The sequence below is a fragment of the Paraburkholderia sp. J10-1 genome, assembly GCF_905220165.1.
GTDB lineage: Bacteria > Pseudomonadota > Gammaproteobacteria > Burkholderiales > Burkholderiaceae > Paraburkholderia.
In genome coordinates, this window is the sequence record NZ_CAJMYW010000004.1 from 286,155 (window position 1) to 306,253 (window position 20,099).

At 66.6% G+C, this 20,099-nt stretch carries 20 protein-coding genes; 7 read left to right on the plus strand and 13 right to left on the minus strand.

Annotated features, from left to right (window positions below; all coding sequences use genetic code 11):
* Positions 1-21: 21 nt before the first annotated feature.
* From U5A65_RS16435 to U5A65_RS16460, 6 genes are all read right to left on the minus strand, one after another.
* Complete coding sequence (locus tag U5A65_RS16435; RefSeq protein WP_321907809.1) at positions 22-960, minus strand: ion channel; 939 nt, start codon at positions 958-960, stop codon at positions 22-24.
* Positions 961-1,232: 272 nt separating this feature from the next.
* Complete coding sequence (locus U5A65_RS16440) at positions 1,233-1,478, minus strand: hypothetical protein (RefSeq protein WP_042265602.1); 246 nt, start codon at positions 1,476-1,478, stop codon at positions 1,233-1,235.
* Between the two features lie 156 nt (positions 1,479-1,634).
* The gene (locus U5A65_RS16445) at positions 1,635-1,856 is read right to left on the minus strand and encodes a hypothetical protein (protein WP_028201740.1); all 222 of its coding nucleotides are present in this window, start codon (positions 1,854-1,856) and stop codon (positions 1,635-1,637) included.
* Positions 1,857-2,093: 237 nt separating this feature from the next.
* The gene (locus U5A65_RS16450) at positions 2,094-3,077 is read right to left on the minus strand and encodes a carbohydrate kinase (RefSeq protein WP_321934395.1); all 984 of its coding nucleotides are present in this window, start codon (positions 3,075-3,077) and stop codon (positions 2,094-2,096) included.
* A gap of 16 nt (positions 3,078-3,093) precedes the next feature.
* Positions 3,094-4,419 carry an AGE family epimerase/isomerase gene (locus U5A65_RS16455; RefSeq protein WP_321934394.1) on the minus strand — a complete coding sequence of 442 codons (1,326 nt, stop codon included), beginning with the start codon at positions 4,417-4,419 and terminating at the stop codon, positions 3,094-3,096.
* A 63-nt stretch (positions 4,420-4,482) separates the two neighbouring features.
* Entirely contained in the window at positions 4,483-5,547 is a 1,065-nt protein-coding gene (locus tag U5A65_RS16460; protein WP_321907485.1) for a LacI family DNA-binding transcriptional regulator, read from the minus strand.
* Positions 5,548-5,777: 230 nt separating this feature from the next.
* Between U5A65_RS16460 and U5A65_RS16465 the strand changes: the two genes are divergently transcribed.
* Positions 5,778-5,933 carry a DUF3309 family protein gene (locus U5A65_RS16465; RefSeq protein ID WP_042296285.1) on the plus strand — a complete coding sequence of 52 codons (156 nt, stop codon included), beginning with the start codon at positions 5,778-5,780 and terminating at the stop codon, positions 5,931-5,933.
* Positions 5,934-6,041: 108 nt separating this feature from the next.
* On the opposite strand, the gene U5A65_RS16470 is transcribed toward U5A65_RS16465, so the two are convergent.
* Together U5A65_RS16470 and U5A65_RS16475 are read right to left on the minus strand one after the other, a co-directional pair.
* Positions 6,042-7,898 carry a phosphodiesterase gene (locus U5A65_RS16470; RefSeq protein WP_321946822.1) on the minus strand — a complete coding sequence of 619 codons (1,857 nt, stop codon included), beginning with the start codon at positions 7,896-7,898 and terminating at the stop codon, positions 6,042-6,044.
* Positions 7,899-8,129: 231 nt separating this feature from the next.
* A complete protein-coding gene (locus tag U5A65_RS16475) occupies positions 8,130-9,182 on the minus strand; it encodes a bile acid:sodium symporter family protein (protein ID WP_321907487.1) in 1,053 nt (350 codons plus the stop codon).
* A gap of 591 nt (positions 9,183-9,773) precedes the next feature.
* Between U5A65_RS16475 and U5A65_RS16480 the strand changes: the two genes are divergently transcribed.
* The 3 genes from U5A65_RS16480 (at position 9,774) to U5A65_RS16490 (ending at position 13,128) form a co-directional block, all read left to right on the plus strand.
* Positions 9,774-10,328, plus strand: coding sequence for a hypothetical protein (locus U5A65_RS16480; RefSeq protein ID WP_321907488.1), 555 nt, complete (start codon positions 9,774-9,776; stop codon positions 10,326-10,328).
* A gap of 534 nt (positions 10,329-10,862) precedes the next feature.
* Positions 10,863-11,960 carry a porin gene (locus U5A65_RS16485; protein WP_321907490.1) on the plus strand — a complete coding sequence of 366 codons (1,098 nt, stop codon included), beginning with the start codon at positions 10,863-10,865 and terminating at the stop codon, positions 11,958-11,960.
* A gap of 193 nt (positions 11,961-12,153) precedes the next feature.
* On the plus strand, positions 12,154-13,128 hold the full coding sequence (locus U5A65_RS16490) for a LysR family transcriptional regulator (protein ID WP_321907491.1): 975 nt from the start codon (positions 12,154-12,156) through the stop codon (positions 13,126-13,128).
* Positions 13,129-13,140: 12 nt separating this feature from the next.
* On the opposite strand, the gene U5A65_RS16495 is transcribed toward U5A65_RS16490, so the two are convergent.
* Positions 13,141-14,112 (minus strand): nitronate monooxygenase family protein, encoded by a 972-nt coding sequence (locus tag U5A65_RS16495; RefSeq protein ID WP_321907492.1) that lies wholly within the window; start codon positions 14,110-14,112, stop codon positions 13,141-13,143.
* 293 nt (positions 14,113-14,405) lie between these two features.
* Here U5A65_RS16495 and U5A65_RS16500 point away from each other — a divergent pair, with 293 nt between their 5' ends.
* Positions 14,406-15,299: an alpha/beta hydrolase gene (locus tag U5A65_RS16500; protein ID WP_321934392.1), complete on the plus strand. Its 894-nt coding sequence runs from the start codon at positions 14,406-14,408 to the stop codon at positions 15,297-15,299.
* A gap of 33 nt (positions 15,300-15,332) precedes the next feature.
* Here the strand turns inward: U5A65_RS16500 and U5A65_RS16505 are convergent, their stop codons facing one another.
* Positions 15,333-15,806 (minus strand): Lrp/AsnC family transcriptional regulator, encoded by a 474-nt coding sequence (locus U5A65_RS16505; protein ID WP_321907495.1) that lies wholly within the window; start codon positions 15,804-15,806, stop codon positions 15,333-15,335.
* Between the two features lie 159 nt (positions 15,807-15,965).
* On the opposite strand from U5A65_RS16505, the gene U5A65_RS16510 reads away from it, so the two are divergent.
* Both U5A65_RS16510 and U5A65_RS16515 read left to right on the plus strand, forming a co-directional pair.
* Entirely contained in the window at positions 15,966-16,874 is a 909-nt protein-coding gene (locus tag U5A65_RS16510; protein WP_321934391.1) for a DMT family transporter, read from the plus strand.
* A gap of 101 nt (positions 16,875-16,975) precedes the next feature.
* Positions 16,976-18,277 (plus strand): DUF445 domain-containing protein, encoded by a 1,302-nt coding sequence (locus tag U5A65_RS16515; RefSeq protein WP_321934390.1) that lies wholly within the window; start codon positions 16,976-16,978, stop codon positions 18,275-18,277.
* 198 nt (positions 18,278-18,475) lie between these two features.
* On the opposite strand, the gene U5A65_RS16520 is transcribed toward U5A65_RS16515, so the two are convergent.
* The 3 genes from U5A65_RS16520 to U5A65_RS16530 are packed head-to-tail and all read right to left on the minus strand — an operon-like array spanning position 18,476 to position 20,099.
* Positions 18,476-19,408: an MBL fold metallo-hydrolase gene (locus U5A65_RS16520; protein WP_321934389.1), complete on the minus strand. Its 933-nt coding sequence runs from the start codon at positions 19,406-19,408 to the stop codon at positions 18,476-18,478.
* Positions 19,405-19,854, minus strand: a complete 450-nt coding sequence (locus U5A65_RS16525) for a MaoC family dehydratase (RefSeq protein WP_321934388.1) — start codon at positions 19,852-19,854, stop codon at positions 19,405-19,407. The genes U5A65_RS16520 and U5A65_RS16525 overlap by 4 nt, the downstream gene beginning before the upstream one ends.
* A complete protein-coding gene (locus U5A65_RS16530; protein ID WP_321907500.1) occupies positions 19,851-20,099 on the minus strand; it encodes a DUF1289 domain-containing protein in 249 nt (82 codons plus the stop codon). Before U5A65_RS16530 ends, U5A65_RS16525 begins: the two co-directional genes overlap by 4 nt.

Consider the following 20,099-nt stretch of genomic DNA (forward strand, 5'->3'; position numbering starts at 1 on the left):
ATCGGCCTTCGGGGAAGTCTGTCAGATCACGCGGGGCCCGAAGGCTCTCGCCCCGTCGAACGGCACGACATCGTGAAAGTGCGTGTAGTCCATCGTGCTCACGCCGTCCGCGTCGCTCATCAGGTCGACGTAGCGGTACTGCCAGCGGATCTGCCGGTCCGACCAGCTAAAGCGTGCCTGCATGGTCTGCGCGGTGGACTCGTCGGAGCCCTCGATCACGACATGGAGCGTGGCGTGCTGCTCGGCCAGCATCTCGGGCGTCGCGCCGTAAAGCGGGCTCGACTCGTCGATCACGTGCATGAGATTCCAGCCCAGTGTGAAGAGCGGATGCTGGTCGCGCACGAGCTTGAGGTCGTGAATGCGCCGCGCGCGAAAGCCGTCCGACGAGGTTTCGATGCGAATGAGCCGCAGCTTCGCCCCCGCTTCGGCGATCACGTTCTGACGCGCGTTGGCGGCGCGCACCATCAGCGTCATGCGGCCTTCGATGGGGTGCACCACCACCTGGCGCGCGAACATGATCTTCGCGCGCGGACGCGAGAAGCGCGCGAACACGAGACCCGTGGCCAAGGCGATGCCCGACATGCCGACGAAGATTTCAAGCGTGGCGACGATGTGCGCGTAGATCGTTTGCGGATGCATGTCGCCGTAGCCGACGGTCGCAAGCGTCTCCACGCTGAAGAAGAACGCGCCGAGAAAGCCCTTCGGGTACTGGTTGGCGATGGGCGCGGTGCCGAGCTGGTAGAGGCACGCGAACACGCCGTTCATGAACAGGAAGAGGGCCGCGAGCGAGGCGAAGAAGGTGGGCCAGCGCATGGTGAGCGCCGAGTGATAGAAGTCGCCCCAGGCCTGCGGCATGCCGTAGACGAGCACCTCGCGCGAGCCGACCATCAGTTTGCGCGGCGTGCCGCGCCGCGCTTTCTGCTTTGGTCCCGCAGGCGTTTCGGACGTGCAGGCGGCCATGTCCACACCCGGCGAATCCTGCGGCGCCGCCTCGGCTTGCTGGGCCGCTTCCTGGTTTGCGACGCGCTCCGGCGTTTCGGGCGTCATGGTGTTCCTGCGGTTCTGAATCGGGATAGGGAGCGTAGCCATGCCAAAGCGACGCGACAACGACGCGACACGTCAAGCGTACCGCAAGACGGTATGGGGGAAGCGATGCTGGGACGATGCGCTAGCGCCTCACGCCCGCAGCGCGGGCGGGAGTGAGCGTTAGTGGCGCGCGGCGCGCGTTGGGTTTACGGAAATCCGTGCGGCTTGGGAATGCCCGCGCCGTGTTCGATATCGGCGATAGCCTGGCGGCGTGCGGCGTCCACGGCTTGCGTGGGCGCGTCGAAGCCCGCGTTGCCGCCGACCGTGACCCACGGTTGCACGGCCTTGTCGCGATGCGTGATTTGATACTCGGCGTCCCAGCGAGCGCCCTGCAGTTCGAGCGGATGCACGTGGATGGCGTAGACGCCGTATAGAAAGAGCTGTTCGGACATGGCTAACCTCCTGTCGATCCGGAGTGAGCGCTTTAGCACTGACTCCGGTCCCATGCAGGGCTGTCGACCGCACACTACGCGGCCCCATGCAGAGCACCCCCGTCTCATCCAGCGCTGCCAGCCGTCCCTGGGCGGGCGCCGGCCTCAACGCGCGACCTACAGTTCGAGTTCGCCGAGAATGCGATGCGCCAGTGCCTTGGCTTCTTCGAGAGCCTCTTCCGGCGTGCCCGATGCGGCTTCGACTTCATACACCGCGTTTTCGAGTTCCTCGCCGTCGTCGCGCGCCAGGGAGACCAGGCCCTGGTACTGGCCGGCGTTCATGGGCCGTACTGAGGCGACGGCCGTGTAGATCCCCTTGGTGTAGCTGACGTCTTCCATAACGTGCTCCTCGTGGAAGGAAACCCCTCGACGGGCCGCTCGGATCGGGCCGCGCAGGGTGAAGCGCGCAAGTGTCGCGCCTCGCCCGCAACAAGAGGGAAATTCCATGCTAGCACGTTGCCCGCGCGGCTGCGGGACATGCAAATGACGGCGGCGCGGCGCTTTCGTGTCAGCGCCGCGCCGTGTCCTCGGCGTGTGCCTCGCAGTTCGCCTCGCAGTTCACCTTGCCGTGCGCCTTCAGTCGGCGAGCAGCGCGACGACTTCGTCGAGCGTCGGCGAATACGCGCCGGGCCGGCGGCACGCGGCCGCGCCCGCGGCGAGCGCGAAGCCGAGATGCTGGCGCCAGTTGCGCTGCGGCGTGCTCATGAGGCTGAACAGCAGGCCGCCGATGGAAGCGTCGCCCGCCCCCACCGTATCGGCCACTTCGACGCGCGGCGGCGCTGCCTCAATTACGTCGTTGCCCGCGTAGAGCGTGGCCGCCTGCGCGCCGCGCGTGACAAGCAGCGTGGCGGCCGGATTGAGCGCGCGCACGGCTTCGATGGCTTGCGCTTCGCTCTTGCCGGCGAACAGCATGCGCAGGTCTTCGTCGGAGACCTTGATGAGATCGGCGAGCGCGGCCATGCGGCGCAGGATCGGCTCGTAGCCGTGCGCCATGAGGTTGCGGTAGTTCGGATCGAAGCTGATCTTCACGCCGGCCGCGCGCAGTTCGGCGGCAAGCGTGGCGAGCGTTTCGCCGAGCGGCTGGCGCACGAGGCTGATGCAGCCGAAGTGCGCCCACTTCGCATGCGCGCGCCAGCCTTCAGGCAGCTTCGCGGGATCGAAGGCAAGGTCGGCGCTGTTGTCGCCGATGAAGTAGTACGCGGGCGGATGCGTCTGATGCACGATCGCGAGCAGCGGCGCGCGCTCCACGCGTTGCATGAAGCGCATGTCGAGCCCGGCGGCCACGCTTGCGTTCCAGAGCTCGTCAGAGAAGTTGTCCACGCCGAGCGCGCCCACGCTTGCCGTGGGCAGCCCGAGGCGCGCGACCGCGCGCGCAACGTTCCAGCCCGCGCCGCCAGGGTGCGCGCGCCAGTGCGAGTCCATGCCCGGCGCGCCCGGCGGCGAACTGTGCGGCGCGCCTTCGGGCGCAGGCGTGCGCACGAGATCGGTGAGGATGTCGCCGGCCGAGATGAAGGCCGGGAAGCCGGATGAGAAGTCCGGGCCGGTGCTGCAGGTGCTCATCGTCGTCTTCCTCTGTTTAGTTCTGGCCGCTTGTGCCCGTCATGCCGGCATCGGCGGCGGTCGCTTCCTCGCGGCCCACGACCGGCGCCATGCCGCGTCCGGGCAGCGCGTTCAGCGCTTCGTAGCACGCGCCCATGGTGTGATAGTCGGTCTTGCCCGCGGGGCTCTTCTCGTCACTGTACTTGCGGTTGTCGCAGGTGAGGATGCGATACCACGCACCGTAGCGATGATCGACGAAATTCGCCCAGCTGTAGCGCCAGATCTCGTCGTACCAGTCCCAGAAGCGCTCGTTGCCGGTGCGCTTGCCAAGCAGCGCAGCCGTGGCGAAGGTTTCCGCCTGCACCCAGAAGTACTTGTCGTGATCGCACACGGTGCCGTCCGGCCCGAAGCCGTAATAAAGGCCGCCGTGATCGTTGTCCCAGGCGTGCGCCATGGCGGCGTCGAAGAGCTCGATCGCGCGCGGCAGCAGCCAGGGCAGCGGGCGGTGACGCTCGAGCAGCAACAGCAGCTTCGCCCATTCCGTTTGATGGCCCGGCTGGAAGCCCCACGGGCGGAAGATATTCGAGCTGTCTTCCTCGTTGTAATGCCAGTCCACCGACCAGTCCGCGTGAAAGTGCTCCCACACGAGCCCTTGCGAGAGCTTCGCCTGGCGCAGCGTGATGTTCGACGCGACGCGCTCGGCGCGGTCGAGATACACGAGATGGCCCGTCGCCTCGTAGGCCGCGAGCAGCGCCTCGGTCGTGTGCATGTTGGCGTTCTGGCCGCGATAGCCCGAGACGATCCAGTCGGCGCTCGCCTCGTCCGCGTAGAGGCCCGCCGCGCCGTCCCAGAAGCGGTGTTCCATCAGATCGAAGGTCGCGCCGATCATCGGCCGCGCTTCCTCGATGCCGGCCATTGCCGCATGCGCGTACGCGAGCAGCACGAACGCGAGGCCGTAGCAGTGGCGCGTGGCGTCGAGCACGCGCTTCTTGCCGTCGCGCCAGTCGATCTCCCAGTCGTAGCCTTGCAGTTGCGGGTCCCAGTGGCCTTCGCGCAGGAACTGCAAGCCGTGGCGCGCGTATTCCAGGTGCTGCGGATCGCCGAACTCGCGATACGCCATCGCGTAGTTGAAGACGTAGCGGCAGCTGCTCACGAGGTGGCGCGAATGCGCGTTGTAGATCGAGCCGTCGTCGCGGAAGTAGTGGAAGAAGCCGCCCGACGGATCGAGCACGTTCGGCGCGTAGAAGCGCAGGGTGTCCTGCACGTGGCCGAGCAGGAAGCCGCGGTCGCGAAAGCTCGCGACGGCGGGCGCGGCAACGGGATGTGCGGTGGCGGAGGAGGCGGTGTCGGCGGTCGTCGTCATGGCGTTCTCTTCTGGCTTGGACGTGGCTTCAGCGTTGTTTCAACGTGTTTTCAGCGGAGCGCCTCAGGCGCTCTGCGGCGTGCTTGCAGTGTGACGGACAGCGTGCGCGGCGACGAGATTCGATGACGCCGCACCCAGGGTGCTCGCGCGCGCGACGAGCTGCACCGGCAAGCGGATCTCGCTCGTGGCAGGCGCTTCTTCGAGCAGCAGTTCGACGCCGCGCCGCCCGAGCGCTTCCTTGTCGACGGCGATCGTCGAGAGCGGCGGCGTGGCGTGCGTGGCGCCCGCGATATCGTCGAAACCGATGATCGCGATGTCCTCGGGCACGCGCAGGCCGTTGGCGAGGCACACGCGCATGGCGGCGAGCGCGGCGGCGTCGTTGTAGGCGAACAGGGCGTCGGGCGGCGGGCGCGGGGTTGGGTATCCGGCGCGCGCCGCATCGATCAGGCGCTGCATGGCGAGCGACGCGCCCGTGTCGGGGTCGAGGCCGCCGTCGATCGTCGTTTCGAGCGACGGGTCGAACAGCAGGCCCGCCTCGAAGAACGCGCGCCGGTAGCCGAGCGCGCGCTGCGCGATGCTGTAGTGCGCGAGCGACCCGCCGATGAACGCAATGCGCCGCCGCCCGAGTTCGAACAGATGCTGCATGGCGAGCGCGGCGCCCGCCGCATTGTCGATGTTCACCGAGCGCAGGCCAGGCGCCCACAGGTCGATCAGCACGAGCGGCCGCTGCAGCGCGACGAGCGCGGCGAGCATTTCCGGCTCGACGAAACCGGCCACGGCGATGGCGTCGGGCGCGTGCAGGCGCAACTGCTGGACGGTGTCGTCGGCGGGGCCGGCCGTGAGCAGCGCGGGCACGATGCCGTGTTCGCGGCAGGCGTCTTCCACGCCGTGCAGCACGTGCGAGAAGAACGGGCTTGCCGCGAAGTTGTTGTGCTGGCGATGGAGCAGGAAGGTGAGCCGGCGAATGCGCGGGCGCAGTTGCGCGCAGTCATAGCCGAGCGCGCGCGCGACTTCGACAATGCGTTCGCGCGTGGCTTCGGAAAGGCCTGGCTGGTTTTTCAACGCGCGCGACACGGTGCCGATCGACACGTTGGCGGCCTGCGCGACGTCACGAATGGTTGTCCCCATGGTTCCTGGCTTGCGGTGAACGCGGTGAGCGTTCCGGGAGTGGTCAGGTGTGCGGCGATTGTATAGTAAAAATTGGTCCAAAAAACCCGGATCTACGCCTCAAATTCCAGGTAAATACCAGTAAACAATGAAATAAACGCAAACTTGTGTGTTTAGTAAAAATAACTAAACGGTTGCGGGTACGGCGATTGCGGAAGCTCGGGCATTCACATTCGACGTACGGAGGCATCATGCTCGGCACCCTGCTTCTGGTCATTCTGATCCTGCTGCTCATTGGCGCGTTTCCAGCGTGGCCGCACAGCCGCTCGTGGGGCTACGCGCCTTCGGGCACGCTCGGCATCGTCGTTATCGTGGTGGTCGTGCTGGTGTTGATGGGGACGATCTAGCGACGGCGTAGCGGCGAGGAAACGAAAGCAGAACGGGCCGGCGCGCGGCATGAGCCGCGCGGCCGGCCCGCGCTTTTTTGGGGCTGCCACCGGGGAAAATTCCGGCCGTTATGACGCGTTGGCGCCTTCGCCTGCCGTCGGGCCAAGCGTGGGGAGGAGGTCGGCGCTCGTGCTGCCGTCGATCACAACGAGTCCGCTGGCTTCCTGTTTCGCGCGGCGCTTGGCGAGGGCCGCGAGCGAAGCGATGGCGTCGCTGCTGTGCTGCGCGCCTTCGCCCGGCGCGACGCGCACGCAGCCTATCGCCATCGTCACGAAGGTAAAGAAGGTCGCGTTGCCATAGCGATCCTCGCCGTGAATGCCGCCCGCGAGCCGGTCGCCCGGCGCGTAGAAGCGCTGCGCGCCTTCGTTGAACGCTTCGATCGCCTGGCGCGCGCGCTCGCGCCACGTCTCGCTCTGGAACAGGATCAGGAAGTCGTCGCCGCCCACATGGCCGAGGAAGTCGCGTGTGGGGTCGCAGGCGTCGGCGAGCACCGTCGCGGCGAACTTGAGCACCTCGTCGCCTTGCCAGTAGCCGTACTGATCGTTGAAGGGCTTGAACAGGTTCAGGTCGACGTAGCACGCGTGAAAGCCCGCGTCGTGCGAGAGCAGGCGCTCGATATGAGAGCTGATCGGAATGTTGCCCGGCAGGAAGGTGAGCGGATTCGCGTAACGCGCGGCCTGGATGCGCACCTCCGTCACCGCGCGCACGAGGCTTTCGCCCGTGCCGAGTCCGGCATAGCGGCCGTTGTCGGTGATCACGAAGCCATCGGCGAGATAGCGCTGGTCGTCGCTCGCGAGGAGCGTGGCCATCTGCTCGACGCTCATCGACTGCTCGATCAGCACCGGCTGCGCGTTGGCGAATTGCAGGCAGGCCTTTTTGCCGAACAGCTCGCGGTGGTAGGGCAGCGCATAGCGGTCCATGAACGCGCGCCGGTTGATGAGCGCAACGGGCGCTTCATCTTCCACCACGGCCACCGCGTGCAGATCGGGCTGGCCGCTGAACAGTTCGAGCACGTCGTTGTTGGTCGCGTGGCGCGGCAGCGCGGGCGCGCGCACGAGCATCTTGCTGGCGGGCGCGCCGCCGCCCGCGGGCTGCGTGGCGGCGCTGCGCGTGGCCTCGGGGAACACGGCGATATGGTCCGCGCGAATCGCCTCGCGCGCTTCGCGTGCGAGCACGCGCAGCGGCTCACCGTTGGGGCGGCCAAAGAAAAAGCCCTGGCCGCAGTCGATGCCCATGTCGCGCAGCACGATCAGGTCGGCGGCGTTCTCGATGCCCTCCGCCACGAGGCGCGCGCCGCTTGCCTGCGCGAAATGCTGCATGGCGCGCACGGCTTCGAACTTGAGCGCGTCGTGGGCGATGTCATGGATGAAGAAGCGGTCGATCTTCACGACGTCCGGCTGCAGCTGCACCCAGAGGTTCAGGCTCGCGTTGGCCGTGCCGTAGTCGTCGAGCGCGAACTGGGCGCCCGCCGCGCGCAACGTTTCGACCACGGGCGAGAAGTTGCGCAGGTCGTGGATGGCGCTCTGCTCGGTGAGTTCGATCACAAAGCGCGTCGGGTCGATCGGGCCGTCGAAGAGGGCGAGCGCGGCGTCGCCGGCAGCGGTGAGCTGGCGCAGCGCGTCGGCGCTGAAATTGAGGAACAGCTTGCCGGGGCAGTCGAGCCGGGCGAAGGTCTCGATGCAGGTGCGTGCTGCGGCGCGTTCGAGCGCGGCGGTGCAGTGTTCGTCGCCTGCGCGCGCGAAGAGGGCGGCGGGCGTTTCGAGCGGCGAGCCGGCCGGCCCGCGAATGAGGCCCTCGTAGCCGAGGATCGCGCCGCCGTCGAAATCGACGATGGGCTGGAAGACCGCGCGTAGCTGGCGCTGGGCGATCAGTGCCCCGACGCCGGGCGTGGCGTGATGGAGTGGCGCGCGAGCAGACGCAGACATGGACAGGCCAGAACGGGCGAAGACGTTGAACTTAACGGCATATCATCGGATGAATTAAATGAAATTTTGGTGACAGGGCAGCGAAGCCCACGTTTTGAACGTGTGGCGCATGCGGGCGGAGCGCGGGGGAGGGGCGGGAGGCAGAGATGGGTGCGCCGCGCACTGGCCGCGGCGTTTGCTGCAGCAGGGCGACGATTTCTCGCCGCCCTGAACGAAGAAGCGCAGAGGCGCTTACCGGCGCGCGGCCGTGGCAGTCGTCGTGCGCTCACCCGCGCCGGCGCGCGATTCATCGCCCGCGCTGGCGGCGCGCTCGGCGCTCATGTCGCGAGCGCCCCAGCGCTGGGCGAGCGCCGCGCACACCATGAGCTGGATCTGGTGGAACAGCATGAGCGGCAGCACGACCGCGCCCACGGCGTTCGAGGCGAAGATCACCTTCGCCATCGGCACGCCGGCCGCGAGGCTCTTTTTCGAGCCGCAGAAAATGATGGTGATCTGGTCGGCGCGCGAGAACCCGAGCTTCTTGCTCGTGTAAATCGTGATGCCAAGCGCGAGCGCGAGCAGCACCGCGTTCACGACGAGCAGCCCGCCGAGCGCGGCGAGCGGGATGTGATGCCAAAGCCCTTCGTTCACGGCCTCGGAAAATGCGCCGAACACCACGAGCAGGATCGAGCCCTGATCGACGAACTTGAGCACACCCTTGTTGCGCTCGATCCAGCGGCCGATCACCGGGCGCAGCAACTGGCCCGCCACGAACGGCACGAGCAGTTGCAGCACGATGTTCCACACGGTGTGCCAGGCCGAGCCGCCGCCCGCGTTCTGGTTCGTGACGATCAGGCTCACGAGCGCGGGCGTGACGAAGATCCCGATCAGGCTCGACGCCGAAGCGCTGCAAACGGCGGCGGGCACGTTGCCGCGCGCCATCGAGGTGAAGGCGATGGACGACTGCACCGTGGAAGGCAGCGTGCAGAGGAACAGCACGCCCGCGTAGAGCGCCGGGGTGACGAGCGGCGAAAGCACGGGCTTGAGCGCGAGCCCTAGCGCGGGAAAGAGCACGAAGGTGCTGAGCAGGACGACGATGTGCAGGCGCCAGTGCGTCGCACCGGCGACGATCGCCTCGCGCGAAAGCTTGGCGCCGTGCAGGAAGAACAGCAGGCCGACCGCTACATTGGTCAGCCAGTTGAAACCGGTGGCGGCCTGGCCGTGCACCGGGAACAGGCTCGCAAGAACCACCGTGCCGACAAGGCAAAGGGTGAAGTTATCGGGCAGGAATTTCGGACGTGCCATCGGACAATCTCTAGTGCGCGCCTGGGCGCTGGCTGCGCGCAATCGGTGTGCGTGCAACGAGTGAATCGGAACGCCTATTGTCGGCGCAAGCCGATTGAAAAAGCAAATTCATTTGAAGCATCGATTGATGACGGATACGCATGGATCGTCAAGATCGATGACTCCTTTATGCCGGATTCCTCATCGACGTGCGAGGAGCATTCGCGCGCCGCAAAAGTCGTCAGGAGTCCGCGCATTCTTCAGATGTTGAGCCCTTGCTCAAGCATCAAGCGGAGCGCTCCCCTGGCTGCCCGAAGAGCCTTGCCGGACGGCCTTCCCGGGCCGCGTCCGGAGCCAGAAAACCCAGCAGTAACATGGTGTTACAACCCTTCGGGCGGCATAACATCTTTTGGCTCGACACCCATTCGGCACGCCCATAAATTACCGTCAAAGGGACGCCCGGAATCGTTGTGGCGGCAATCGTTACGCGCTGCGCGGCGTGCGTCCCGGGACTGGCCCGCCATGGCCCGAGTGGCGGGTTGCCAAGCGCAAACGTCGGGCAGGCGAAACGTCACAATGCACGCAGGGTTGTCAAAACTGGGACAGTGGATCTTGGGGGCCGGATTAGCGGCCCTCGTTGCGCTCGCCCATGCTCAGCCCGGTTTTTCGGGGCACGGCGGCGGCGGCGGCTTTGCGCGCGCGCCTTCCATGCCCGCCATGCATTCGATGCCTGCCATGCATTCGATGCCCGCGCCGCGGGCCGGCATGTCGTGGGGCGGCGGCTACCACGGCGCTCCCGAGCGCGCCCGCGGCCCCGCCGCAGCGCCCATGCGCGTGGCCGATCAGGGCGGCCGCTATGAACGCGGCGGCAACCGTGCGCCGAACCAGTGGCAAGGGCAAGTCCAGCAACAGGCTCCCCGCCGCGACTACAGCTATGGCACGCCGTTCGGCGGCTACGGCGGCTATCCCCGCGGCAACCCCATCACGCCCGTGAGCGCGGAAACGCGCCAGGTGCCGCATCCGCCGGCGGACTCGCCGGTGCGCGCGGGCTCGATCCGCGAAGACGTTGCCCGGTACAACGAAGAGCGCGGCGGTACCTACCGGCCGTTCCCGCGCAACGGCGGCGAGGTCCCGCGCCCGCCCATGCCCTCGCCTTACCGCAATTGAGCGCTGCCCTCGCGGCCGCTTTCGCTTTCTCCCCGCCTCACGCTTTCTGCGCTTTTCTCCCGTTTTCTACCGTTGATTCGCTTCAGGCACTGACCTGCTAGCGCCGCCGAAACACGTCCAAAACAAGCCCGGTTTGTCCACGTTACGAAAACTGACGCGTGGATACCACACTTTTTTGGAAATCTCTCGTCATACAGATCCCTTTCGTCTGAAATCTCGCTTTCGTTTCGGCGGCGCGTCACCGGCAGCCCCCGCGCGTGCGGGAGCGCCCCGCTGGGCGCGGCCCGGCAGGCTGCGCGTCGCGGTGATGCAGCGCAGCGCAAGGCAGAGTCGACAGCGATTAAACAGGTCTTTTGGACGGCAAACTAATCCGCCCGATATACCGGCAATAACACCGTTTATTTTTGACCACATAAATGGTCCGCAAAGATGGATCCGCCCAGAACGGCCACGCCTGCGAACGACGAAAAAACAAAGCTTTGCGCGAGCGCCTCAGCCGCCCGACACCTTTTTTTGACAAAGACTGGAGAACCCATGAATACAACGGTCAGCCGCGTGCTGCGCACCACCCTCAAGGCGAGCGCGCTCGCCGCTGTTCTTGCCGCCGCGTCCTCGTCGGCGTTTGCGCAGTCGAGCGTCCAGCTCTATGGCCAGGTTGACGAATGGGTCGGGGCGACGAAATTTCCGGGCGGCCAGACCGCCTGGAACGTGGGCGGCGGCGGCATGTCCACGTCGTACTGGGGCATGAAGGGCTCTGAGGATCTGGGTGGCGGCTACAAGGCGATCTTCACGCTGGAAAGCTTCTTCCGCGCACAGAACGGCCAGTTCGGCCGCTTCGAAGGCGACACGTTCTTCGCGCGCAACGCGTACGTCGGCCTCGAGTCGCCGTACGGCACGGTCACGGCAGGGCGCCTGACGACGCAACTGTTCGTCTCGACGATTCTCTTCAACCCGTTTGGCGATTCGTACACCTTCTCGCCGATGGTGTACCACGTGTACCTCGGCCTCTCGACGTTCCCGACCTACACGACGGACCAGGGCGTGGTGGGCGACTCGGGCTGGAACAACGCGGTCCAGTACTCCACGCCGAACTTCAACGGCCTCTCGGGCTCGGCGATGTACGCGTTCGGCAACCAGGCCGGCTCGAACGGCTCGAAGAAGTGGAGCGTGCAGGGTCTGTACTTCCATGGCCCGTTTGCTGCCACCGCCGTTTATCAGTACGTGAACTTCAACAACACGCCGGGCGACATTGGCAGCATCGTGAGCGGCGACACGACCATCGTCGGCCTGAAGAGCCAGGGCGTCGCACAGCTCGGTCTCTCGTACGATCTCAAGTTCGTGAAGTTCTTCGGTCAGTACATGTACACGGCGAACTGGCAGCAGGAAGGCAGCTGGCACGTGAACACGGCGCAGGGTGGCGTGACGGCGCCCGTCGGCCCGGGCACGGTCATGGCTTCGTACGCCTACTCGCGCAACGGCGGCGGCCTGAACCAGACGCGCCAGACGGCGGCCATCGGTTACGACTATCCGCTCTCGAAGCGCACCGACGTCTACGCGGCGTACATGTACGACCACTTCGACAACATGTCGAGCGGCCAGACCTACGGCGTGGGTCTGCGCGCGAAGTTCTGACCGGCGCTGCCGCTCAGGTCGACGTTCAAGGTTCGACAGCCAAACCCCGCGCTGCGTGCAGCGCGGGGTTTTTTGCTTTCTGGGCCGCCAGATGCCAGGCGTACCTGCGCGTTTCAACACCCGCAATTGATAAAACGAGGAAAATATCGACGATTGATTCCCGTTTATTTATGTTCGAGTTGAAGGCCGCACCATGGATACCCTCGTCAGCATGAAAGTGTTCCGCCAGGTGGTGGAGGCGGGCAGCTTCGTCGCGGCGGCCGAGCGCATGGACATGTCCGCCGCGATGGCGAGCAAGCATGTGATGCATCTGGAGCAGCAGCTTGGCGCGCGTTTGCTGAACCGCACCACGCGCCGCGTCGCGCCCACCGAGGCGGGGCGCGAGTATTACGAGCGCGTGGCGCTGGCGCTCACGGAGCTCGACGAAGCCGGCCAGGCGGTGGGCGCGGCGAGCGTCGTGCCGCAGGGGCGGCTGCGCGTGTCGTCGCTCACGGCGTTCGGGCTGCGTCATGTGATGGGCGCGGTTGCCGACTACGCAGCCGGATTCCCGCAGGTGACCGTCGACATCACGCTCTCCGACCGCGTGGTCGAGCTGATCGACGAGGGTTTCGACGTGGCGATCCGCGCCGCGCCTTCGGGGCTCAAGTCTTCGTCGTTGATCGCGCGGCCGCTCGCCACCGCGCACATCGTGCTGTGCGCGTCGCCGGAGTACTTGCGCCGCCACGGCGTGCCGAAGACCGTGGCCGATCTCGCCCGGCACAACTTCGTTCAGTACGCGGGGGCGTCGGCCCAGGAACTCGCGCCGTTCGCGGAGGGCGCGGGCGGCGTGAAGCCGAAGCCGGGCGGCAACCTCATCGTCAATCACCTGGAGGCGCTGCGCGTGGTGGTGTTGCAGGGCGGCGGGCTCTCGATGCTCGGCACCGAGGTGGTGGGCGACGATATCGCCGAAGGGCGCCTCGTGCCGCTGCTCGTCGACGCGCTGCCGCCGCGCGAGCTGCCGATCTACGCCGTGTACGCGAGCCGCCGCCATCTTTCGGCGAAGGTGCGCTCGTTCGTCGACTTCCTGGCCGCGCGCTTTTCGGAGCGCGAACTGTGGCCGGGCGTGGAGGCGATCCGCGCGGCGGCGGTCAATGCCGACGCCGCACGAAGCGCCGCCACCGCGCGCTGACGTCAGCCCTCGCTATGCCGAGCGGCTCACGCCGAGCCGCGCTTTCGTCTCTTCGTACTCACGCCTCAGGCGCTCGATGAGATCGGCCACGGAGGGCACGTCATCCATCAGGCCCACGCCCTGGCCTGCGCCCCACACGTCTTTCCAGGCTTTCGCCTTCGAGGTGCCCGCGCCGAAATCCATCTTCGTTTTGTCCGACTCGGGCAGCGCATCCGGATCGAGCCCGGCGTTCACGATGCTCTCGCGGATGTAGTTGCCGTGCACGCCCGTGAAGAGGTTCGTATAGACGATGTCGGCGGCCTTCGCTTCGAGAATGGCGTGCTTGTAGTCCTCCACCGCGTGCGCCTCTTTGGTCGCGATGAAGCGCGTGCCCATGTAGGCGAGATCCGCGCCCATGGCCTGGGCGGCCAGGATCGAGCCGCCGTTGGCGATCGCGCCCGACAGCACGATCGGGCCGTCGAAGATGCGCCGCACTTCGCCCACCAGCGCGAACGGCGAGATTGTGCCCGCATGGCCGCCCGCGCCCGCGGCCACGAGGATCAGGCCGTCCACGCCCGCTTCGAGCGCTTTGGCGGCATGGCGCAGGTTGATGACGTCGTGCAGCACGATGCCGCCGTAGCTGTGCACGGCGTCGAGCAGTTCGCGCGGCGGCGCGCGCAGGCTCGTGATAAAGATCGGCACGTGGTGCTCGACGCACACGCGCACGTCGTGCTCGAGCCGCGCATTCGACTGATGCACGATCTGGTTCACGGCGACCGGCCCGATGACGGCTTCGGGGTTCGCGGCCTTGTACGCGGTGAGTTCCTCCCGGATCTGCGTGAGCCAGACACCCAGCTCCTCGGCAGGTCGCGCGTTGAGCGCCGGAAACGACCCGACGATGCCCGCCTTGCACTGCGCGAGCACCAGCTGCGGGTAGCTGACGATGAACATCGGCGAGCCCACGACGGGCAGCGAGAGGTTTTGCAGGACGGCGGGGAGTGCCATGGGGAGGTCTCCTTGCGGCGCTTCGGCAGGTGGCGCGGCGGGCGCACGCGAACGGGGTGCCGGTATCGACTGGGCGCGATTTAACTTGATCAGGCGCAATCGCACAGGAAATCGCGACGTGATTCGATCGCGAAAACGGCCGTTCGATTATAGGCTTGGGGTCGTTCGGGCATCTCTCGCGCGGCATTCGAGGGAGTGTTCGGTTTCTACCGTTGTGGGCCCAAAAGCACGTTTGCGAGTTGTGCTCGCCTCATACAATGACCGCAGACCAACAAACACAAGAGACGAGCCCCATGCCCTTCGACGGATTCCAGCCTTTCACCGTTCGCACTGCGGGCGGCGTAGACATCTGCGGCGTGAAGGGCGGCGACGGACCGCCGCTATTGCTGCTGCACGGCCATCCGCAAACTCACATGATCTGGCACCGGTGCGCCACGGCGCTCGCACAGCATTTCACCGTCATCGCGACGGATCTGCGCGGCTACGGCGCCTCCTCGAAACCGGCCAGCGACGACACACACGCCGCCTATTCGAAACGCACGATGGCGGCCGACCAGGTCGAGGTGATGCGCCACTTCGGTCACGAGCGTTTTCTGGTCTGCGCACACGACCGCGGCGCGCGCGTCGCGCATCGCATGGCGCTTGACCACCCGAACGCGGTCGAGCGGCTCATGCTGCTCGACATCGCACCCACGCTCGCCATGTACGAGCAAACCGACCGCGAATTCGCCACGCTCTACTTCCACTGGTTCTTCCTGATCCAGCCCGAGCCGTTGCCGGAAACGCTCATCGAAGCGAACCCCGACGTCTATATCGAGCGCGTCATGGGCAGCCGCCACGCGGGCCTCGCACCCTTCGCGCCGAAGGCGCTCGGCGCCTACCGCGCGGCGCTGCGCCAGCCGGGCGCGGTGCACGCGATGTGCGAGGACTACCGCGCCTCCGCGACCATCGACCTCGAGCACGACCGCGCCGACCTCGAGCGCGGCAACAAGGTGGCGTGTCCGCTGCGTGTGCTGTGGGGCGCGGAAGGCGTGATCGAGCGCTGCTTCGACCCGCTCGCCGAATGGCGCAAGGTGGCGCGCGACGTGAGTGGGCGCGCGCTGCCGTGCGGCCACTACATTCCCGAGGAGGCGAGCGAGGCGCTGGTCGAGGAGATGCTGGCGTTCTTCGAGACTACGGAGCAATGAGCGGCGGCGGCGCCTGGCCGCCGCACCACTGCATCAGCTCAGCGGCGGCAGTCGGCGCGGCACTGGTGTGGACTTGACGATGGCCGTGCTGGTTTCGGCGCGCTCGGTGACTTTCGCGAGAATCTCGTCGAGCTGTTCGATCGAGTGCAGATAAAGCCGGGCGATGAAGCAGTCGTCGCCCGTGACCTTGTCGCACTCCACGAATTCGGGAATGCGCCGCAGTACCTCTTCCACCAGATGCAATTGCCCGGGCAGCGGCTTCACGCGCACGATGGCCTGCAGCGTGTAGCCAAGCGCGCGCGGATCGATCTGCACCGTATAGCCGCCGATCACACCTTGCGCTTCGAGCCGGCGCAGCCGCTCGGACGTGCTCGGCGCCGAAAGCCCCACGTGCTTGGCCAGTTCGGCGACGCTCGCCCGGGCGTCCTCGGCGAGCGCCGCGAGCAGCATGCGGTCGATGTCGTCGAGCGGCGCGGCGGCGGGCGTCGGGTTGGGACGTCGGTTCATGATCGCGCGGGTGCTCCGCCAAGTTAGCCTTTCAATCGAAGGCAAGTGTAGCCTTTCGCCTAAGTTTAGCCATGTATTCCCCGCCTTGCAGCCGATAAACTGGCTGGCAGATGCGAAGGGCTGCGCGCCCTTTGTCCGCCATATAGAGGATGCAAGTTCATGTCTTCCACCACTCCCGAAATTCGCCGCGGCGCGGCCGAGATGATCGTCGCGATGCTGATGTCCGGCACCATCGGCTGGCTCGTGGTCGCCTCGCGGCAGGCCCCGATCAATATCGCCTTCTTGCGCTGCGTGCTCGGCGGCGCGACGCTCACGCTCGTGTGCGCCGCGCTCGGCCTGCTGCGCCGCAAGCACCTGCCGCCGCGCACGCTTGCGCTCGCCGTGCTGGGGGGCGCAGCTATCGTCGCGAACTGGGTGCTGCTGTTCGCCGCCTATTCGCGTGCATCGATTTCCATGGCTACGGCCGTCTACAACACGCAGCCCTTCATGCTCGTCGGCCTCGGCGTGGTCATTTTGCGCGAGCGCGTGAGCGCCTCGACGCTCGCGTGGCTCGCGGTGGCCTTCCTTGGCCTCGTGTGCGTGGTCGAGGTGCAGCCCGCCGTGCTCGCGGTACCCGGCGAGTATCTGCAAGGCGTGGCCTACGCGGCGGGCGCGGCGTTTCTCTACGCGATTTCGTCGATCATTACGCGGCATCTGAAGGGCACGCCGCCGCATCTCCTCGCGCTCGTGCAACTCGCCTTCGGCGCGCTCGCGCTCGCGCCGTTCATCCACTACGGCACGCTGCCGGCCACGCCGCTGCACTGGGCGCAGCTCGTCACGCTCGGCGTCGTGCACACGGGCATCATGTACGTGCTGCTTTACGGCGCGATCCAGAAGCTGCCCACAGCGATGACAGGCGCGCTCTCGTTCATCTACCCGGTGGTCGCGATCCTCGTGGACTGGTTCGCGTTCGGTCAGCGCCTCGCGTGGATCCAGGTGGTGGGCGCCGCGCTGATCCTGGTCGCGGCGGCAGGCGTGAATCTCGGCTGGCGGATCGTGCCGCAACGGCGCGACACGCGTTCGGCGTGACCGGCGCCTGAGGCGCGCCTGACGCACCTGTGCTTCGTCATGTGGGGGTGGCCGCCCTGGCCGCATAATGGCGCGGTTCGAACCCGCGACCTTTTCCCCGCATGACGCAATTTCCCGCCAACCAGGACGAAGCCGAACTCGCGCGCGCCAAGCGCCGCGCGCTGCTGCTGCTGCTCGGTGCGGCGGCCGTGTTCGTCGGCACGGCGCTGTCGCCGCCCGGCATCGTGATCGATGGCGTGAAGGCCGTGAGCGAAGCCGCCATGGTCGGCGCGCTCGCCGACTGGTTCGCCGTAGTCGCGCTGTTTCGCCGCGTGCCGATTCCGTTCGTTTCGGCGCGCACGGGCGTGATTCCGCGCAACAAGGACCGCATTGCCGACGAGCTCGCCAACTTCGTGCGCGACAAATTTCTCGACGTGGGCTCGCTCGTCGGTCTGATCCGCCGTCACGACCCGGTCGAGCGGCTTGCCACGTGGCTGAGCGCGCCGCACAACGCGCAGCGCCTGGGCAAGTACGCGGTGCGCATGATGTCGGGCGTGCTCGGCCTCACCGACGACGCGCGCATCCAGAACTTCATCCGCGAGGGCCTGCATGCCGCACTCGAGCGCGTCGATCTCTCGAAGTCGGCGGGCGCGATTCTCGACACGCTCACCAAAGACGGCCGCCACCAGGAACTGCTTGACCAGGTGCTCGACCAGCTCGGCGCGCTGCTGCGCGACGAGGGCACGCGCGCGTTCGTCGCAACGGCCATCGTCGACTGGCTCAAGAGCGACTATCCGACGACCGAGAAGTTTCTGCCAACGGAGTGGATTGGCGAGAGCGGCGCGCGCGTGGTGGAGAGCGCGGTGAACCGGCTGCTGCTGCAGGTGAGCGGGGATCGCGAGCATCATCTGCGTCGCAAGTTCGATGAAGTGGTGGAAAAGCTGATCGTGCAGCTCAAGAGCGATCCGGCTTTCCTGCGCAAAGGCGAGGAGCTGAAGGCGAGCCTGCGCGAGGGCAGCGCGCTCAACGAGTACACGCGCGCGCTGTGGGACAGTCTGCGCGCGTGGCTGCGCGACGATCTCGCGCGAGAGGACTCCGAACTGCACGCGAAGGTGGCCGCAACGGGCCGGTGGCTAGGCGAGACGCTCGCCGCCGACGCCGAGCTGCGCGCCTCGCTCAACGGTCACCTCGAGGACGCCGCGCGCGCCATGGCGCCCGACTTCGCGCGCTATCTCACGCATCACATCCGCGACACCGTGCAGAACTGGGACACGCGCGAAACGGCGCGGCTCATCGAGCTCAAAATCGGCAAGGATCTGCAAGAAATTCGCGTGAACGGCACGGTGATCGGCGGCGCAATCGGCTTGGGGCTCTATCTGTGCTCGCATCTGTTCGAGCTTGCGCGGCTGAAGATGGGTTACTGATTTGATTCGTATTCCAGATCAATCACCCGGGCAGAGGCGCGCGAAACCGCAGCCGTAGGTCATCTGTAGGGAAATCACCGATGCTTCGGGATTTTTGGCGCGAGTATCATGGTTTGACAGTTTGATCACGTCAGAGCTAATTCAAACGCTCGTTCGGAAACGGACGAGCGTTTTTTTTCGCCTTTTTATGCGGCCCGGCTAGACCGCTGCCGCCGGGGTTTCGAGTCGCTCGCCATTCGCGATCAGCGCGCCGCTCTTCGCCAGCTCCCCGGCCAGCTCGCGCAGCAGCGCCGGCCACGCGCTGCGCGGGGCGAGCTGCTGCGCCGCGGCGCGCAGGGAGGCGGCACTTTCGAGCATCGTCATGAGCGAGTCGAAAGTCATCGCACGTACCTCGAGCAGCTTGAAGACGATCAGCACCTTGAGCGCGTTCTTCGCGTTGCGTGTCGGGTCGGCGCGCAGCCACGCAAGGCGCGAAAACGCGCGCTCGAGCGCCGCTTCGACGTTAGCGAACGGCTTGCCGTGGCCGGGAATGACCGTGCGCACGTCGAGCTTCGCAATGGCTTCCAGCACCGCTTGCTGCTCGGCGAAACCGCTTGCGCCGTCGAGCTCGGGAAAAATCACGCCGAAGCCGTGCTCCCAAAGCGCATCGGCGCTGATGAGCAGACGCGGCTCGGCGGCATAGAGCATCACCGAGTCGGGATCGTGCCCCGGCGCGCCGATCACCTCCCATTCGAAGCCGCCTAGCGTGAGCCGTTCGCCTGCCGCGAGTGTGCCTGTGAACGCGAATCGCTCGCAGGTCTGACCGGTGGCGAGAAAGCTCAAACGCGTTTCGTCCCAGTCGCGCACGATCGCCGCGCTCGCAGCCGGGATCAGCGTTGCGCAGGGCCAGTGCGCCTGCAGCCGCGCGTTGCCGCCGCAATGGTCCGAATGCAGGTGCGTGTTGACGATCAGGTCGAGCGCTCGTGGGCCCAGCGCGTGGCGCACGAGCGCGAGGGTTTGTTCGGCGTGCGTGGCGTAGCCGGTATCGACGAGTGCGGCGCGCGCCTCGTCGATGAGCAGCACGTTGTTCGACGAGAGCCAGCCGCGCTCGAAAACGCGGATCGATTCAGGGAGTGCGGGCGTTGCACTCATGCTTGCGCGTGCTCCGGTTTCGGCATGACGAGGATCGTCGCGCGGCCCACCACGAGCAGTTCGCCTTTCTGGTTCACAGCCTCGCCCGCAAGCTTCACGAGGTCGCCATTCAGGCTCGGCTTCCACCACGCTTCTTCCACGCGCCATTCGAACGTGATCGTGTCGTGCGCGTGTGCGGCGCGCTTGAGCTTCATGTCGAATTCGAGCCCGAGCGGCTGCGCGTACTGCGAGTAGTGCGTGGCGAGCAGCGCCATGAAATGCGCGGTGGGTTGCGTGCCCGAAGCGATCAGGCCGCCAAAGCGGCTTTGTGCGGCGTACGCTTCGTCGTGGTGCAGCGGGTTCAGGTCGTTCACGAGCAGTCCGAACGATTTCACCGATTCGGGCGTGAGCTGCAGCGTCGAGCGAAACGTTTCCCCGAGCGTGACGACGCGGGCGGGCGCGTTCATTGTTTTTCTCCTTGCGCTCGCCCTTGCGATTCGAAGCGCTGCGCAACCCATTCGGCGTGCCGCGCGTCGATCGCGTCCCAGACGGCGCGCTTTGCCGCTTCGTCGAGCGTGGACCAGCTGGCAATTTCGTCGATGGTGCGCAGGCACCCCTCGCACAAGCCGCTGCGCTCATCCATGCGGCAGATGTTGATGCAAGGCGAGGGCGGCGGCACTACGTTGTCCAGGCTGTCGCGAGTCGCGGTCAT

Excerpts from the sequence above, each read along its gene's own strand:
- U5A65_RS16435 (WP_321907809.1), bottom strand. The coding sequence starts at position 960 with ATGGCCGCCTGCACGTCCGAAACGCCTGCGGGACCAAAGCAGAAAGCG.
- U5A65_RS16440 (WP_042265602.1), bottom strand. The coding sequence starts at position 1,478 with ATGTCCGAACAGCTCTTTCTATACGGCGTCTACGCCATCCACGTGCAT.
- U5A65_RS16445 (WP_028201740.1), bottom strand. The coding sequence starts at position 1,856 with ATGGAAGACGTCAGCTACACCAAGGGGATCTACACGGCCGTCGCCTCA.
- U5A65_RS16450 (WP_321934395.1), bottom strand. The coding sequence starts at position 3,077 with ATGAGCACCTGCAGCACCGGCCCGGACTTCTCATCCGGCTTCCCGGCC.
- U5A65_RS16455 (WP_321934394.1), bottom strand. The coding sequence starts at position 4,419 with ATGACGACGACCGCCGACACCGCCTCCTCCGCCACCGCACATCCCGTT.
- U5A65_RS16460 (WP_321907485.1), bottom strand. The coding sequence starts at position 5,547 with ATGGGGACAACCATTCGTGACGTCGCGCAGGCCGCCAACGTGTCGATC.
- U5A65_RS16465 (WP_042296285.1), top strand. The coding sequence starts at position 5,778 with ATGCTCGGCACCCTGCTTCTGGTCATTCTGATCCTGCTGCTCATTGGC.
- U5A65_RS16470 (WP_321946822.1), bottom strand. The coding sequence starts at position 7,898 with ATGTCTGCGTCTGCTCGCGCGCCACTCCATCACGCCACGCCCGGCGTC.
- U5A65_RS16475 (WP_321907487.1), bottom strand. The coding sequence starts at position 9,182 with ATGGCACGTCCGAAATTCCTGCCCGATAACTTCACCCTTTGCCTTGTC.
- U5A65_RS16485 (WP_321907490.1), top strand. The coding sequence starts at position 10,863 with ATGAATACAACGGTCAGCCGCGTGCTGCGCACCACCCTCAAGGCGAGC.
- U5A65_RS16490 (WP_321907491.1), top strand. The coding sequence starts at position 12,154 with ATGGATACCCTCGTCAGCATGAAAGTGTTCCGCCAGGTGGTGGAGGCG.
- U5A65_RS16495 (WP_321907492.1), bottom strand. The coding sequence starts at position 14,112 with ATGGCACTCCCCGCCGTCCTGCAAAACCTCTCGCTGCCCGTCGTGGGC.
- U5A65_RS16500 (WP_321934392.1), top strand. The coding sequence starts at position 14,406 with ATGCCCTTCGACGGATTCCAGCCTTTCACCGTTCGCACTGCGGGCGGC.
- U5A65_RS16505 (WP_321907495.1), bottom strand. The coding sequence starts at position 15,806 with ATGAACCGACGTCCCAACCCGACGCCCGCCGCCGCGCCGCTCGACGAC.
- U5A65_RS16510 (WP_321934391.1), top strand. The coding sequence starts at position 15,966 with ATGTCTTCCACCACTCCCGAAATTCGCCGCGGCGCGGCCGAGATGATC.
- U5A65_RS16515 (WP_321934390.1), top strand. The coding sequence starts at position 16,976 with ATGACGCAATTTCCCGCCAACCAGGACGAAGCCGAACTCGCGCGCGCC.
- U5A65_RS16520 (WP_321934389.1), bottom strand. The coding sequence starts at position 19,408 with ATGAGTGCAACGCCCGCACTCCCTGAATCGATCCGCGTTTTCGAGCGC.
- U5A65_RS16525 (WP_321934388.1), bottom strand. The coding sequence starts at position 19,854 with ATGAACGCGCCCGCCCGCGTCGTCACGCTCGGGGAAACGTTTCGCTCG.
- U5A65_RS16530 (WP_321907500.1), bottom strand. The coding sequence starts at position 20,099 with ATGACCGCGACTCGCGACAGCCTGGACAACGTAGTGCCGCCGCCCTCG.